This is a genomic window from Candidatus Cardinium hertigii (genome assembly GCF_050864855.1).
Taxonomy (GTDB): domain Bacteria; phylum Bacteroidota; class Bacteroidia; order Cytophagales; family Amoebophilaceae; genus Cardinium; species Cardinium hertigii_C.
The window spans coordinates 48,838-64,910 of the sequence record NZ_JBOZWW010000058.1; the positions used below are offsets into that span (position 1 = coordinate 48,838).

Sequence of the window (16,073 nt, forward strand, 5' to 3'; positions counted from 1 at the left end):
ATTAACCTAGTGAATTGCGCTTGATGTTTTCTGCTCGTCCCTTAGATATAGATCAAATTAGGGCTTTTTTCCCTATTCTAAATCAGCAAGTTTATAATAAGCCCCTGGTCTATTTTGACAATGCGGCTACCGTCCATAAGCCTTTTGCAGTTATAGATACTGCGTGCCATTTTTATCAGGAGGATAATGCCAATATCCACCGTGGGATGCATGCTTTAGCTGCTCGTGCCACTACCGCTTTAGAGCAAACCCGTTCCGCAGTGCAAAAATTTATACATGCCCCTGAGGTAGAAAATATTGTTTTTACCTCAGGTACTACAGAAGGCATCAACTTAATTGCATCGACTTATGGCGTGATGGCAGTAGGTGAAGGAGATGAAGTAGTCATTTCTGAAATGGAGCATCACGCCAACCTGATTCCTTGGCAATTGCTCTGCAAACGGAAAAAAGCTACTTTAAAGGTAATTCCTATAGATGATGGAGGACAATTGGATCTAACCCATTGTACCTTTTCGCCCCGCACCAAAATCGTTGCACTAACCTATGTATCTAATACATTGGGCACCATTAATCCCATTAAAAACATTATAGACCAAGCACATCAAGAAGGTGCCATTGTCGTCGTGGATGGCGCACAGGCCGTAGCCCATATGCCCATTAATGTTACTGACTTAGACTGTGACTTTTTTGTCTTTTCTGCCCATAAAGTGTATGGTCTAACTGGATTGGGCATTCTATATGGAAAAAGAAAGTGGTTAGAAAAGATGCCGCCTTATCAAACAGGTGGCGGGATGGTCCAACAAGTTACCCTAACAGAAGTGCGCTATCATGATCCTCCTTACAAATTTGAAACAGGGACACCACCATTGGCTTCAATTATCTCTTTTTCAGAAGCACTCAAGTTTATTTCAAGCGTAGGTTACGCCAAACTAGCTGCCCATGAAGAAAGCTTGCTTGCCTACACATTGGCTGGTTTGGCTCGTATACCAGAAGTAAAACTGGTAGGGACGGCTAGCCATAAAGTAGCTATTATTGCCTTTAATTTGACCAATATGCACCATTTAGATGTAGGTCTATTTTTAGATGCCGAAGGTATTGCGGTTCGTACAGGCCATTGTTGTACGCAACCACTTATGCAAAGATTTGGGATAGAGGGTGTAGTCCGCCTTTCTTTTGCCGTCTATAATACCATTGAAGAAATTGATCTATTTTTAGAAACATTGCAACAGATTATTGATAAAGGAAACCGTTCATATGGTAAAAAGAGCATGTAAGACCATTCGTCAACATCAAGACGAAATCATAGATGCCTTTACGACCTTCTCTGGTGATAGAGTCGCTATGCTAGACTATCTTATTGATTTAGGCGATACATTAGCCCCAATGGATGCCTTATATAAGACAGATCGCTATTTGGTACAAGGCTGTATGTCTAAGGTATGGGTAGCCGATACACTTATAACAAAACGACTATTTTTTCAAGCTGACAGCAATACGGCGATTACAAAAGGGTTAATTAGTTTGTTATTGAAGGTATTGTCTGGCCAATCTGTTCAAGATATTATCGAGGCAGATCTCTATTTTATAGCAACGATTGGCCTAAACACATTGATCGGATTTCAGCGTTCCAGTGGGTTGGCACATATGATTAAAACCCTGAAAATAAGAGCTTTAGCGAATAATCAAATCATTTCTCATGCCTAATTTTGGGCTAGTGTAAGTATCATCTATTATGACCATGTATACTAAAAACTTAGAAGTAGAACCATCTAGTCTTTCTACCCCTGATACGCTCGCAGTCAATTCAAAATATCCTCCCCACGCTTTAGATTTAGAAGAAGGTGTGTTAGGTGCATTGATGCTAGAAAAAGAGGCGCTAGTGAGTGTCATAGATCTTTTACGACCTGAAAGTTTTTATAAAGAATCTCATCAAGAAATCTACCGAGCCATCATACACCTGTTTAATGACTCAGAACCGGTAGATATGCTTACGGTGGTCAATCAGTTGCGCAAAGATGGTAAACTAGCTGCAGTAGGGGGAAGCTACTATGTAAGTTACCTAACCACACGTATTAGTTCTTCAGCCAATATCGAATTTCATGCTAGAGCTATTTTAGAATATGCCATGCGCAGAAGGTTAATAGAAATTTCTATTATGGTTCAGAAGTATGCCTACGATCCTACTATGGATGTGTTCAATACGTTAGATCGTACCGAACAAGCACTATTTGAAGTTTCTGATGGAAACATTCGCAAACGTTATCTAGAAATGCGTTCATTATTGGTAGAAGCTTTTGATAGTTTATCCAATCGCCGTACATCTGCCAATGGACTTACCGGTATCCCCAGTGGCTTTACTGCTTTAGATCGTGTTACCTCTGGTTGGCAAAAGTTTGATTTAATTATTATTGCCGCTAGACCGGGTATGGGTAAAACTGCTTTTGTACTTTCTGCTTTACGCAATGCAGCTATAGACTATAAGACACCTGTAGCTATCTTTTCTTTAGAGATGGGGGCGTTACAACTGGTAAATCGATTGATTTCATCTGAAGCAGAGCTAGCTGGTGAAAAAATAAAACAAGGTAAATTAATGGATCATGAGTGGGAACAATTGCTGCATAAGACGGCTGCGCTATCCAATGCCCCGATTTATGTAGATGATACGCCTGCACTATCCGTTTTTGAATTGCGTACCAAGTGCAGAAGACTTAAGGCCAAGCATAATATTCAGTTAGTCGTTATTGACTACTTACAACTCATGTCTGGCGATGCCAATAGAGGGGGAGGCAATCGTGAGCAAGAGATTGCTTCGATTTCACGTGCACTTAAAAGTATAGCCAAAGAATTGGATATTGCGGTGGTAGCACTTTCTCAATTAAGTCGAGCGGTAGAAACCCGTGGAGGAAGCAAACGGCCTCAATTATCTGATTTACGTGAATCTGGTTCTATTGAACAGGATGCAGACCTAGTTTTGTTTTTATATAGACCAGAGTATTATGGATTAACAGAAGATGAGTTAGGTAATCCTACACAAGGTTTGGCAGAGGTTATTATCGCCAAGCATCGGAATGGTGCATTAGATCAAGTTCATTTGCAATTTATGGGACGATATATGAAATTTATGGATGCGGATATGCCCCCTTCTACCGGTCAACCAGAACAGTTTGTCATTCGTTCAAGCAAAGCCAATGGACTACATGAAACGTTTGAATTGTTGTAGGCGATGTATCGATACCGTTGTAATAGAGGTTATGTTTTTCAATCCCCCCCCCCAAATTTAAAGCACAAAGGAGCTTTTTAAAACCTTTTTTTACTGTCTAATCCAGAATTGACGTTATAAATTTTCTAAGGAACTGACTAACTATTTTCTTCTTTTCCCTTAAGGTCACATACCTCCAATGCCTGTTTAGCAGCCTCTTCTAATGCTTTTGCTATATGAGGTCCCAAATATATATTCGCTATTTGCAGGTCTATAGCTAGCGTCTCTTGCGCCATATGCTGTACCTCTGATAGATGAATATAACCAGCTGCATGGCGTAGATCATAAAGCCGTTCGGCTAGCTTTATAAACAGGACAGAAAGCTGTACATGCTCTTCCTGAATAGCTTTTTCCAGTCTATTCTGAACATAAAGCAACGAAGGATGGTTTAGCGCTTCCCGTTTATCCATCTTTATTACATTAGAGACAAACGCATAAACGCCTAAGTTATAATGTTCCTTGATATAAGAAGGAGATAAACAAGTACGACGCACCAATTCATACAGTAAAGCAGCATAAACCACTTTAGGTGAGTGAAAAACCCAATCTACTACCAATTGGGCAATCCCTACTGTACGTACATAAAACAATTTACCTGAAGCATGACGCTTAAATCTAAAGTGCTTCCTGATCAATAAGAGTATACCTGAAACAGTTTTTATATCTATAGGATCCGATTCACAAGATGATTTACAGATATGGTCATGGAATTTCATTAATTCCATCATCGAGTCAGATTCTTCTTTAGGGGTAACAAGTCCTTCTGAGGTTAATGCATCTAAAGGAAGGTCAATAGTCATTTTATTCATGATATCTCCAACATCTATAGGCAAGACCATCAGCACAATGGGTTGCTGCTGGTCAAAATAAGTTTCTAAATAACCATAATGGGCACGAACCATACTGAATATGGTATCTTGTTCAATATCTATAGATAGTGGTCTATCTTTCTTTACTTGAGGATCCATACAATCTATTTCATTATAACATGACTTGACTTTTGGAAAAGATTCATGCGTATCACTAGACCGGATCAATACTAGCGCAATAGCTTGAAAATCGATAAACAGAGGACAACTTTGGTCAATAGAATCTGCTTTTTTAAATTGCAAAGCAGTAGGATGCAATTGTACCTTAACAATAGATCGATTACGACGATCTATGCTACCAATCCTTAGAACAGCTTTAACCAATAAGTAAACTACTTGATTGATATCGGATACTATATCGGTAGATAACGATTTATTAGAACATACAATTTTTTCTACCAGAATTTTAGGGGGATTATCCATCTCCTGGGATAAAGCCACTTCTACCTTACGGATTAGGTTATCTAAAGAAATTTTAGTAGGCTGCAGGAGTGCATGATCTTTAGCTTTTGATCTTTTATTAAAATAGTTTACCCAATCATAGAACTTATTCATAATACTTTGTAAATCTTCCTTATAAATAGGACTATTATTGTCTAAAAAGGAGATTGATTCTTCAACTTTACGGATTACTTTCTCTAAAATGGATCCATAATTTTTAGAAGGAATAGCACCAGTCGATGGAACCAAAGCTGCTTTATAGAGAGATCGTTTGAATTTTTGATCTTCTCTAATTTTTAATTGATCTTTCAGGTAAATAATTTGTTTAGTAAGGTTACTTACTTTTACTTTAAAATAAATAATCAATGTAAAAACAAATATAACGACTAAAAATAGTGGGAATAGCGAGGATAGTTCTGGATAGGATAATCCAATATAAATTGGATAAATGGACAATAATAAAGTAATTGATATAACAGTTGTACCGACATAAAGAGACAATATCCACAATACTACAGATAAATGGGCTAAAGATAAAGACAAACTAAAGATTGGGTTTACTGGGGACCACCAGTTCAACAGTACCTTTAAGGGGAGATAAAATCCCAAAAATATTAGCAAAACTAGTCCAATAAACCAATCTGGAATAGATCTTATCCTTTTGGAAATATCATATAGAAATGGATAGCCTAAACAACACGCTGATCCAAATAGGTGAAATATAAGCCAATAATAATGATTTGTAAAAGGCAATATAAAATGAGCCAGTAAGCTAATTATAAAAAAATAAAAGCCCATACATACCATCATAGTACGGCTAGGTACTAGCCTAGCCAAGTTTATTTTTTTATCAGTCCAAGAATTTTTAATGGCTTCTTTTCGTGCTATGATTTTTCTGTTTTCTTCTTGCTGGATTTGTTTAAACGTATTATCTGGTTTAACCCAACCTGTACCTTCTGGTTGTCTTAGTAGATAGTGAGCAGCCATCATTCCCAAGGCGTTAACTAACGCAGCCAGAAATGAACCGTTTATTCCCGTTTTAACTTCTACCCATTTATTCCAGGATAAAATAAATAGCGCACCTGTAATCATTCCGATCAAGACCGTACGAGCAGTACCCCGAAAACCAAAAATGGCTAATATAAAAGGAGCCGTTACGACAGGTACGGCACAATCAAGAGACCAATACATTAATTTTAAAAGATCTCTATATCGAAAAGCTAGGAGCATAGAAAGTAGACCCACTACCAGAGTCGTCCATCTAGCTATTTTAAGTTGAAATGAATCAGAAATTTTATTTGTCTTATTCAGATTTTTTAATATGTCATGACTTACCATAACAGAACATGCATTCAATTGAGAATCAGCTGTAGACATTGCCATTGCTAATAAACCAATCGAAACAAATCCTTGAAAAAAGCATGGAATATGATTCATTACATACTCCCAAACCGATTCTTTCAATAAATTAGGTGCTTGCACAAAAGAAAACAAGCTAATCATAAATATAAAAGCCTTAATAAACAAGCTAAAAATAGTTGCATATAAAAAAACCTTTCGAGCCTGAAAAGGTCCAGAAGACATATATGCTCTCTGAATAATAGGCGCTTCTATATAAGAAGCGATTCTAGAAAAAGATATTAGCAACATGCCTACTAAATGAGTTCCAAGACAGAATACGCTACTAAACTGAAATTTTTTGTAACTACATAATATAGGAACAATTTCGAAAATTGGTTTTTCTAATTTTAGAAATATAAAACAGGCCAAAAAAGGAATAATAATTGAAAAGGTTATAAACTGCAATACATCTGTATAGGTAACGGCACGAACACCTCCAAATATGGAATAAAAAATAAGAAGAAAAGTAGCAAATACCGGAACGACATAAGACAACTTAGATAAATTCATACATATCTTGATAGCCTGGGATATTATATTAATTTGTATAGTAACGGTAACAATACAACCACATATACAAACTACTGCAGCAATAATTCTTGGATACTTACCATAAATATGACCTAGAGTCTCTACCATAGAAAGGTGTTGCATAAATGGCCCCATACGCAACGCCAACCTACTAACAAGCAAGAAACCAAAACAGGTTAAAAATCCCAAAACTATCCACCATAATCCAAGGTTATGTCCACACTCTACATTACGAACCAAACCTCCTCCCCCAAAATCAGTAGCTAAAACAGTAGCCACTAAAGTAGCTGTTGAAAAATTCTTATTCCCTACCGCATATTCTCTAAAAGTGGTTTTTTTTCTACTAAAGTAAATCCCTACTATCAAGGTTAACAACAAAAAAGTCCCTACTATCACAATAGGCATATTGAATAACATCATAAATTAAATAATCTAGAAAAGTATAGAAAACAGATGGGGCTAAAGATAAGATATAGTAAAGATTTTTTTCTAAAAATCAAAAAAAAGTAGCGGATATTGATAAATCATTCTGTTATGTACCATAATATGTATATATTATATATACCTAAAAATAGTATTAACGCAAATCGTACGTTATATATTTATCTACTTGATTTACAAATTTTTTTTAATATAATATTTTATTGGTATTTGTACCAAACAATTGGCTATTTTAATTGATTTGATCAAGTAACTTTTAACGACTTAAAAACCTGATCACTAAAATAACCCATATAAAAATACTTTTTATACAACCGTTTGTAAACAAATTTATTAAATATATTTTATAGTTGATTATAAATTTAAAAAATAATTATTCAGCATGCACGTTTATAATACAGATAGACAAACTTACCTTATACAAGATGCTATTTAGTTTGAAACTAGAACAGTGATTATGATTTTTAAGACCGGTCATAGTCTATATTAAACACATACGATAGACATGGGCCATACTTTAGCATCAAAACAATTGAAAAAAATAATCATATCTTGTACCTTAACGATAAAACTGACAGACTAGACGCAAACGACAGACGGAATCCTGCCTCTATAGTGCCTATAAGATAAAATCTTGACTTTTATAAGACAAAAGCAGTGCAAAACTATACTACGATTATTTGTAAGACCTTACAACAAGATCTACATCACGCATATACCATACAACAACTTTGTGCAACATTACAGGTCCATTCAAAATCAGATAAAAATAAAGTAAAAAAAGCGTTATTACATCTTGTGCAACAAGGTAAAATTAAAAAGCTAAAGAGCGGACGGTATGCATATGCCAGTGTACCTACTTATGTAACAGGTCGAGTAGATTATGTCCGTACGGAATATGCTTATATTATCGCAGCTGATCAACCTACAGATATATTAGTGCATCAAAAAAATTTACTATATGCACTAGATAAAGACCTAGTTAAAGTTCGCTTGCTTCCAGGGAAAGGCCGTAAACGACCAGAAGGTATGGTAGTAGAAATTATTGAACGCAATACTGCACCCATCATTGGACGCATCACTGTTTCTGGAAAGCAACCCCAAGCCATTTTTGAACAAAAACGCACTACACATACGGTTCTATTAGAGGGGAAATATAACGACATCCTACAAGAAAATGACAAAGTAGTCATTGCATTAACTTCTTTTCCCAGTACGCATAAAGCATTAACAGGTACGGTGGTGCAACATCTTGGCCAAGCTGGCCTACATGAAGTAGAGATGCATGCGATTATGGCTGAGTTTGGTTTAAAAGAGACCTTTCCTGACCATGTAGTTGAAAGCATCAAAAATATACCTACGGTCATTACCGAAAAAGAAATAACCAAAAGAAGAGACCTGCGGCATATACCTACTTTTACCATAGATCCAGTAGATGCCAAAGATTTTGATGATGCCCTCTCTTATCAGCCTTTAGCCAATGGCCACCATCAAATAGGTATTCATATTGCAGATGTAAGTCATTACGTTGTACCAGATAGTTTGCTAGATAGAGAAGCATATGCACGCAATACCTCTGTATATTTAGTAGATCGTTGTATTCCCATGTTACCGGAAATACTTTCTAATGGGCTATGCTCTTTGCGTCCAAACGAAACTAAATTAACCTTTTCAGCTATTTTTGAATTGGATGCACAAGGAAAAGTTTATGACAAATGGTTGGGAGAAACCATCATTTATTCGGATAAAAGATTTTCTTATGAAGAAGCTCAAATGGCCATAGACCATCAAAAAGGTGATTTTTACCAAGCGCTTACCGTATTGAATCACTTAGCCAAACAGCTTCATGCAAAGCGCGTGCAAAAGGGAGCGATTAATTTTGAAACCCGATCATTAGTATTTGATCTGGATACCAATGGGAAGCCACTTAAAGTGACCTCAAAGTGCCGCACAGATGCCCACAAACTTATTGAAGAGTTTATGCTACTAGCCAACCAGGAAGTAGCTACCTTTGCAGCAAACCTAAAACAAAAACAGGAAAAATTAGGGCCTACTTTTATATATAGAACGCATGGCCACCCAGATGCAGATAAGTTAAATGAATTTTTTCTATTTGTGAACCAACTAGGATACAAAATAAATAGATCCAAAACATCTATATGTAAAGCCATGCATGATCTAGAAAAGGCTATTCAGGGCAAAAAAGAAGCAACCATTATCCAATCGCTGGCCATCCGATCTATGGCCAAAGCGATTTACACTACAAAACCTGATCCCCATTTTGCATTGTCTTTTGCACATTATACCCATTTTACTTCTCCGATCAGAAGGTACCCAGATGTATTGGTACACCGTCTTTTAAAGCAATATTTAAAAGGTGCGCACATCTATGATGTAGCATCCTATGAAAAAAAATGCCAGTATGCTGTAGAAAAAGAATACCTGGCTGCAAATGCAGAAAGGGCCTCCATCAAATACAAACAAGTAGAATTTATAGAAAATCTAAAGGAACAAATATTTGAGGGAATCATCAGTGGCATAACTGAATGGAATATGTATATAGAAATCTTATCAAATGGTTGTGAGGGGATGGTTCGCCTATCAGACCTTACTGATGATGTCTATGCTTTTGAGGAAAAGCACTTTCAAGTAGTTGGAAAATCGTCTAAAAAACGTTATCGATTAGGGGATATCGTAAAGGTCAAAGTAAAAAATTGCGATTTAGATAAACGACATATTAATTTTTTGTTATGCTAATCTGGGTATAGCACAATAAACAAGAAAGCCATCAGTGGCATGAGATCAGTCCATTAAAGTTTAAGGCTACAAAATTATCTGAAAGCTATCTCAAAAAAATCCTATAGGCTAGTGAGCAGCTATGTTTCTATTACCGCTCAAGAAACAGAAAAAGGCCTTTTGAAAAAAGTTGCAATAAGAAAGATTTAGTCAATTATATCAAATCCTGTATACGGTTGTAAGACTTTTGGAATACGAATCCCTTCTGGGGTCTGATTTAATTCCAATAGTGCAGCTACTACACGTGGAAGAGCTAGTCCACTTCCATTTAAAGTATGTAAAAGACAAGTTTTTTTTGTTTTATCCTTATATCTCAAGGACAACCTATTGGATTGAAAAGTTTCGAAATTGCTGATTGAGCTTACTTCTAGCCACTTATTTTGAGCTACGGCATGTACCTCTATGTCATAGGTCATAGCAGCACAAAACCCTAAGTCTCCATGACAAAGTTTTAGCACACGGTAAGGTAGCGCCAGTTCTTCCACCAATCCTTGTACATAGGTCAACATTTCTTCTAAGTTCGCATAAGAACAGTCTGGATGAGCAATCTGAACCAATTCTACCTTATCAAATTGATGGAGCCTATTCAGTCCGCGTACGTCAGCTCCCCAAGAGCCTGCCTCTCTTCTAAAGCAAGGTGTATACCCTACATGTTTAACGGGTAGAGCAGTCTCTGCTATAATGACATCACGATAGATGTTGGTGATGGAGACTTCTGCAGTAGGTATTAGATAGAATGGTGTGGATGCAATTTGATACATCTGACCTTCTTTATCAGGCAGTTGACCCGTTGCATACGCAGATGCTTCATTTACCAAAATAGGAGGTTGAATTTCGGTATAGCCTGCTTTTAATGCTTGATCCAAAAAAAAGTTGATTAAAGCACGTTGTAACTTAGCACCTTTTCCCTTATATACTGGGAAACCAGCACCGGTAATTTTATTACCTAGCTCAAAGTCAATTAAGTCATATTTTTTAACCAAATCCCAATGGGCCAAAAGCCCTTTTACAACCATTCGTGGTGTTTGATAGATAATAAGATTATGGTCAGCATGGCTCCCCACTGGTACGCTTTCATGAGGCAAGTTTGGAAGCACATAAAGCTGCGCCAAGAGATCTGATGCATGTGCTTTAAATTTTTCTGCCAACTGCTTAATGCTTGTTTTTAATTGGTTGCTTTCCTCCTTTTTAGCTTCTAACGTAGCTGCTGCATCCTTTTTCTGCAACATATTTCCTATTTCTTGGTTCAGCTTATTGAGTGTAGCGGATAAGTTGTCTAATCGAAATTGTATGGCCCGTTTTTCTATGTCTAGGTTACATATGGCTTCAATAAGCCCTGCTGCATTAGATAAGCCCCGCTTATGCAAGCCATCTATTACTGCTTTTTTATCCGTTCTTATACGATGTAACTCAATCATGCTATTTGTGTTGAAGCGCTGTAATATAGGTTATGCTAACCTAAAATTACAGTAAATTAAAGAATTAGTTCTGTCTTTTTTCCAAAAAAAATACTTTGTTTGATTTTTTCAAATTATAGTTGTATTATTGCTCATATTGGTTTGCCATGGGGCTCTATTCAAAGTCTTGGGTTGATATTCATTCCTTTGGTTTAATTTTTTTAGTATAAGTTTCCGCATTATATCTATTGTATATTCTATATAGGTACAAAAATATTTTTATTTTTGACCATTCTTACTAGATTTAAAAAGCAAAATCAGCGCAAATAAGCAGCTAATATCTTATTTGAGTTATAGACACTACTTCTGTTTAGTAATTAAAAATAGCTAATTTTCACGTGTTTAAAACCATAAATTTTTAAAATGATTTTACCTAGTGCTATTGAAGCATTTTATGTAAAGCTATTTTTATCAATGAATCATCAACTGACAAATGGTATTTGTTGCATTCATGTTCACACACTTGGCTTACATGGCTACTAGAGTAATATAAGCTACTACTATTTTAAGCATATTCGTTAAAATAGTTAAGATGATGCCTATTATTTTAATAGGATTTATTTAATTTACACCTAACTCAATCATGTACAATATCGGAGAACTCAATCAAAAACTTATTTCTGAGTTACGCGAATTAGCAGAAAAATTTAAAATTAAAAGCTATAAAACGCTTTCGAAGGAAGAACTTATTTACAAAATATTAGACCAGCAAGCACTACTACCTGTAAGGGAAATTACTCAAAAAAAGAACACGCCAATGACTGTTGCATCCCTGCAACCAAAAGAGGTATCCCCACCTTTACCGCCTAAGAAAAGTTATACAAAATCTAAGACAGTAGAAATACAAATTGACACCAATATAGATGATAAAAATAGTGAAATTACTGCTACTGAGTCAGCCAAATCAGTAGCTATCGAATACGCTCCTATTGCTCCTATAAAAGAGCCCAAAGAGGCTACTTCTTCATCTGAAAAAGGTAAAAAAGAGACAGTGGCGCAACACAATTTAGATACTACGATTGAAGGAGAAGGTGTACTGGAGATTATGCAGGATGGCTATGGATTTTTGCGTTCATCTGACTATCATTATTTAGCTAGCCCAGATGACGTCTATGTATCTCCCTCTCAAATCAAGTTATTTAATCTAAAAACAGGTGACACCATCTGTGGGAAAATACGTCCGCCGAAAGAAGGAGAAAAATATTTTGCACTTCTAAAGGTAATATATATGAATGGGGTGACCACAGAAGAGGGACGCAATCGTATCCCTTTTGAACATCTTACGCCACTTTTTCCACATAATAAGTTACATATTTCCAACGGGGCTAGCCAATATTCAACCCGCATTATGGACTTATTTTCACCTATTGGTAAGGGGCAACGTGGTATGATTGTAGCCCAGCCTAAGACGGGTAAAACAGTACTATTAAAAGAGATCGCCAATGCAATTGCATCAAATCATCCAGAAGTTTATTTAATTGTTCTTCTAATTGGGGAGCGTCCTGAGGAAGTGACAGATATGGCCAGAAATGTACAAGCAGAAGTGATCGCTTCAACTTTTGATGAACAAGCTGAACGGCACGTAAAAGTTTCCAATATTGTTTTAGAGAAGGCAAAGAGAATGGTAGAATGTGGTCGTGATGTAGTTATTCTCTTGGACTCTATTACCCGATTGGCTCGGGCACATAATACTGTTAGTCCCTCTTCTGGTAAAGTACTTTCTGGTGGTATTGATGCCAATGCACTGCATAAACCACAGCGATTTTTTGGTGCAGCTCGTAATGTAGAGCATGGCGGTTCGTTGACTATTTTGGCTACAGCACTTATTGATACAGGATCTAAAATGGATGAAGTGATTTTTGAAGAGTTCAAGGGTACGGGTAATATGGAATTACAACTGGATCGAAAGTTAGCCAATAAACGTATCTATCCAGCTATTGATGTACCTGCTTCTGGAACAAGACATGAAGAGTTGTTAATAGGTAAAGAGGAATTGGCACGAATTTGGATATTACGCAACATTATGGCAGATATGAGTTCTACAGAAGCTATGGATTTCTTACTTAAAAAAATGAGGGGTACACGTAACAATGAAGAATTTTTGGTTTCTATGAGTAATTAATTAGATAAAATATGCCAGACAACAAGCGGTAAAAATTATTAAAAACAAAGATAAGCATTAGATTGGTATCATCAGTAGTATACTATTTTGCTACTTTTATGACTTATTTTTTATTTAGGTTTTTTACCTAATTCTATTGCTACCGTTTCAAAAAAATAGCATGAAAAAAACAAGGACCATTCAAATAATTTGGTATGAAAATACTTTGTTTTTTTGCCTGATTGCTAGTTTATTAATTATCGGTATTTTTCCACTTTTTGTATGGGATAAAATTGCGTTTTTTAGATTGCTTAAACAGTGGCACCATCCTATGGTGGATTGTATAGCGCCTTATTGTACTTGGTTGGGTGATGGGATTACCTATCTATCCTTGCTATGTATAGTAACCTTATTACATGCAACTTGTAGAAAAACTATGGTTATAGGGGGAAGTTTTGTGATTATGTCTGTAGTAGTACAATTACTAAAACGTGTTTTTTTTAGAGATCAATTAAGGCCTATTGCTTTGCTTTCTGTAGATGCATCGCTACACTTAGTAGATGGAGTATCGCTACCAATAGATTTTAGTTTTCCTTCAGGTCATGCTGCTACCATCTTTGCCTTGATATGTCTACTACAGCTATTCTCTAAGAGCAAAAAAAAAATTTATAGTGTAATTTTGTTGGGAATAGCCTTAATGGTCGTCTACTCAAGAATTTATCTTTGTCAACATTTTTATACAGATGTTTATGTAGGTGCTTGGATTGGTACAATTGCTGCTCTAATAGCATACATCTGTGTTGTGGATTACAATGGGCCAAATTGGTTGGACCGTTCTATCTATTTTTTGTTGTACACCCATGGGAAAAGGTTTCCAATTAAAAAATAGTATCGTTTTTTATTTTCTAATTGGTTTTGGATGCATTTTTGCACTCGGCATAAAAGGAGTCCATCTATTTGATTTAGATGAACTCTATTTTGCCGAAATTACCAGAGAAATGATACGTACGGGAGACTATGGTCAAGTGACTTTTAATTTTGAACCACTCTATGAAAAACCTCCTTTTTTCTTTTGGCTACAAGCACTTTCTATGCATTTCTGGGGCATTAATGAGCTAGGAGCCCGTTTCCCTAATTTATTCTGTGGACTATTAACCCTTGCAACGGTATACTACATAGGTAAGGAATACAAAGATCAATGGTTTGGCTTTTTATGGATGTGTTTGTACGCAACTGCGTTTTTACCTCATTTTTATTTTAAATCAGGTATTATAGACCCTTTTTTTAATTACTTTTTGCTATTGGCCATCTATTTTTTATCTCATACCATGATGCCATCTAATCCATGGTTGTACAGCGGTTCGGGTTTATCTATAGGTTGCGGACTATTGACCAAAGGACCTATGGCCGTGATCATACCATTGGCCACGCTAGGATTGTCTTACACTTGGTTTAAGAGCAGTGTGGTTTCCTTCAAATCATTGGTTGTAGCACTATTGATTGCTACAGGGGTTCTATCCTGTTGGCTTATTCCAGAGATTTGGTGTAATGGATGCACTTTTATTAAAAAGTTTTGGGAGTACCATCTATTGCTCTATCATCAACCGGTTTATACCCATGACCAACCTTGGTACTATCACTATCTAGTGCTTTTTTTTGGATGCTTTCCAAGCGCTCTATTTGCCATATTTATCTTAAAACAAAAAAGATTGATTCAAGACAGTTACTTTGCAGCCAATATGCAAGCTTTATTAGTAGTTGTATTGGTCATTTTTACCTTGGTTGGTACAAAAATAGTCCATTATAGTGCTATGGCCTATTTCCCCATAACATTTTTTGCAACTGATTTTTTGCACCAACAGATCTACAATAGGCAATATAGCCATTCAGTTATGGCTTTTTTATTTTTAGTCATTGGAGTAGTCATAGGCACCACTTTAGCGCTTATACCATGGATAATGTTACATAAAACCTTATGGATCAGCCTTGTACAAAATCAAACTATAAAAGACGCACTACAGGTATCGGTTCTATGGAACTACTGGGATAGGATACCAGGTATGATCTATATCATAGGTATAGGGATCGCCTACTCTTTTCTCTTACAATTCCGTTTTATTCCCTTTATAAGTAATTTTGCATTAATCAATATTTGCACATTGGCATTATTTTTGATTCGTATAGCACCCAAAGTAGAAGCTTATACCCAAAAAGCAATGATTGATTTCTGTAAAGCTTGTAAAGGAAAAAATGTATATCTTGCTACGATTGGTTTTAAATCAGCTGCCCCTCTTTTCTATGCTGACTTACCGAAAAGCTTGCGGGTAGCCGATATAAATTGGCTATTAGAGGGTCCTATTGATAAGCCTTGTTTTTTTATTTTATATAAAAAAGATCGTGCCATGCTAAAAGATTATCTAGATATTACTTATATAAAAAGTTCTGGATGTTTCGCATTTTATAAGCGATTGCCTAAAACATAGACTTAGCTTCATGGCTCTAATAGCGTAAAAAAATTAAAAACAAACAATCGGAAATAAAACAATATAGTGGACCAAAAAATTAGGAAAAAACTATATAGAAACTTTCAAATAAACACTAAAAAAATACTTTTTTAAACAAAGCTTAAAAGTCTATTGCAACGGTCTAAAGACGTTTTCTTAGTTCTTGTAGTAAACCTCCTTTCTCAAAAAGGGTCGATAAATCTACTCCTGATTCTACCAATAAATCTATCGCTTTGCTTATACCATCTTCAGAACCTAATTGCTTTTTCATAT

The 16,073-nt window shown here is 35.9% G+C and carries 10 protein-coding genes; 7 read left to right on the forward strand and 3 right to left on the reverse strand.

Going from position 1 to position 16,073, the window contains the following annotated elements:
- The first annotated feature begins 23 nt into the window (after nt 1-23).
- Genes ACRRVB_RS03675 through dnaB form a run of 3 tightly spaced genes read left to right on the forward strand, consistent with a single transcriptional unit; the run spans nt 24 to nt 3,220 of the window.
- Nucleotides 24-1,274 carry an aminotransferase class V-fold PLP-dependent enzyme gene (locus ACRRVB_RS03675; RefSeq protein WP_432466699.1) on the forward strand — a complete coding sequence of 417 codons (1,251 nt, stop codon included), beginning with the start codon at nt 24-26 and terminating at the stop codon, nt 1,272-1,274.
- Nucleotides 1,255-1,704 (forward strand): SufE family protein, encoded by a 450-nt coding sequence (locus ACRRVB_RS03680; RefSeq protein WP_432466626.1) that lies wholly within the window; start codon nt 1,255-1,257, stop codon nt 1,702-1,704. Before ACRRVB_RS03675 ends, ACRRVB_RS03680 begins: the two co-directional genes overlap by 20 nt.
- Nucleotides 1,705-1,732: 28 nt before the next feature.
- Entirely contained in the window at nt 1,733-3,220 is a 1,488-nt protein-coding gene (dnaB, locus tag ACRRVB_RS03685; protein WP_432466627.1) for a replicative DNA helicase, read from the forward strand.
- 137 nt (nt 3,221-3,357) lie between these two features.
- Here the strand turns inward: dnaB and ACRRVB_RS03690 are convergent, their stop codons facing one another.
- Nucleotides 3,358-6,921 carry a sodium:solute symporter family transporter gene (locus ACRRVB_RS03690; RefSeq protein ID WP_432466628.1) on the reverse strand — a complete coding sequence of 1,188 codons (3,564 nt, stop codon included), beginning with the start codon at nt 6,919-6,921 and terminating at the stop codon, nt 3,358-3,360.
- A 678-nt stretch (nt 6,922-7,599) separates the two neighbouring features.
- Here ACRRVB_RS03690 and rnr point away from each other — a divergent pair.
- Complete coding sequence (gene rnr / locus ACRRVB_RS03695) at nt 7,600-9,699, forward strand: ribonuclease R (protein ID WP_432466629.1); 2,100 nt, start codon at nt 7,600-7,602, stop codon at nt 9,697-9,699.
- 185 nt (nt 9,700-9,884) lie between these two features.
- Here rnr and serS read toward each other — a convergent pair whose 3' ends face one another.
- Nucleotides 9,885-11,156, reverse strand: a complete 1,272-nt coding sequence (gene serS / locus ACRRVB_RS03700; protein WP_432466630.1) for a serine--tRNA ligase — start codon at nt 11,154-11,156, stop codon at nt 9,885-9,887.
- A 622-nt stretch (nt 11,157-11,778) separates the two neighbouring features.
- Between serS and rho the strand changes: the two genes are divergently transcribed.
- From rho to ACRRVB_RS03715, 3 genes are all read left to right on the forward strand, one after another.
- Entirely contained in the window at nt 11,779-13,317 is a 1,539-nt protein-coding gene (gene rho / locus ACRRVB_RS03705; RefSeq protein ID WP_432466631.1) for a transcription termination factor Rho, read from the forward strand.
- 160 nt (nt 13,318-13,477) lie between these two features.
- A complete protein-coding gene (locus ACRRVB_RS03710; RefSeq protein WP_432466632.1) occupies nt 13,478-14,185 on the forward strand; it encodes a phosphatase PAP2 family protein in 708 nt (235 codons plus the stop codon).
- Nucleotides 14,157-15,779 carry an ArnT family glycosyltransferase gene (locus tag ACRRVB_RS03715; RefSeq protein ID WP_432466633.1) on the forward strand — a complete coding sequence of 541 codons (1,623 nt, stop codon included), beginning with the start codon at nt 14,157-14,159 and terminating at the stop codon, nt 15,777-15,779. Before ACRRVB_RS03710 ends, ACRRVB_RS03715 begins: the two co-directional genes overlap by 29 nt.
- Nucleotides 15,780-15,942: 163 nt before the next feature.
- On the opposite strand, the gene ACRRVB_RS03720 is transcribed toward ACRRVB_RS03715, so the two are convergent.
- Nucleotides 15,943-16,071 (reverse strand): hypothetical protein, encoded by a 129-nt coding sequence (locus ACRRVB_RS03720; RefSeq protein WP_432466634.1) that lies wholly within the window; start codon nt 16,069-16,071, stop codon nt 15,943-15,945.
- Between the last annotated feature and the right edge of the window lie 2 nt (nt 16,072-16,073).

What these genes read in the sequence shown, in the direction of transcription:
- rho (WP_432466631.1), top strand. Translation starts at nt 11,779, where the DNA reads ATGTACAATATCGGAGAACTCAATCAAAAACTTATTTCTGAGTTACGC.
- ACRRVB_RS03675 (WP_432466699.1), top strand. Translation starts at nt 24, where the DNA reads ATGTTTTCTGCTCGTCCCTTAGATATAGATCAAATTAGGGCTTTTTTC.
- serS (WP_432466630.1), bottom strand. Translation starts at nt 11,156, where the DNA reads ATGATTGAGTTACATCGTATAAGAACGGATAAAAAAGCAGTAATAGAT.
- ACRRVB_RS03680 (WP_432466626.1), top strand. Translation starts at nt 1,255, where the DNA reads ATGGTAAAAAGAGCATGTAAGACCATTCGTCAACATCAAGACGAAATC.
- ACRRVB_RS03715 (WP_432466633.1), top strand. Translation starts at nt 14,157, where the DNA reads ATGGGAAAAGGTTTCCAATTAAAAAATAGTATCGTTTTTTATTTTCTA.
- ACRRVB_RS03690 (WP_432466628.1), bottom strand. Translation starts at nt 6,921, where the DNA reads ATGATGTTATTCAATATGCCTATTGTGATAGTAGGGACTTTTTTGTTG.
- dnaB (WP_432466627.1), top strand. Translation starts at nt 1,733, where the DNA reads ATGACCATGTATACTAAAAACTTAGAAGTAGAACCATCTAGTCTTTCT.
- ACRRVB_RS03710 (WP_432466632.1), top strand. Translation starts at nt 13,478, where the DNA reads ATGAAAAAAACAAGGACCATTCAAATAATTTGGTATGAAAATACTTTG.
- ACRRVB_RS03720 (WP_432466634.1), bottom strand. Translation starts at nt 16,071, where the DNA reads ATGAAAAAGCAATTAGGTTCTGAAGATGGTATAAGCAAAGCGATAGAT.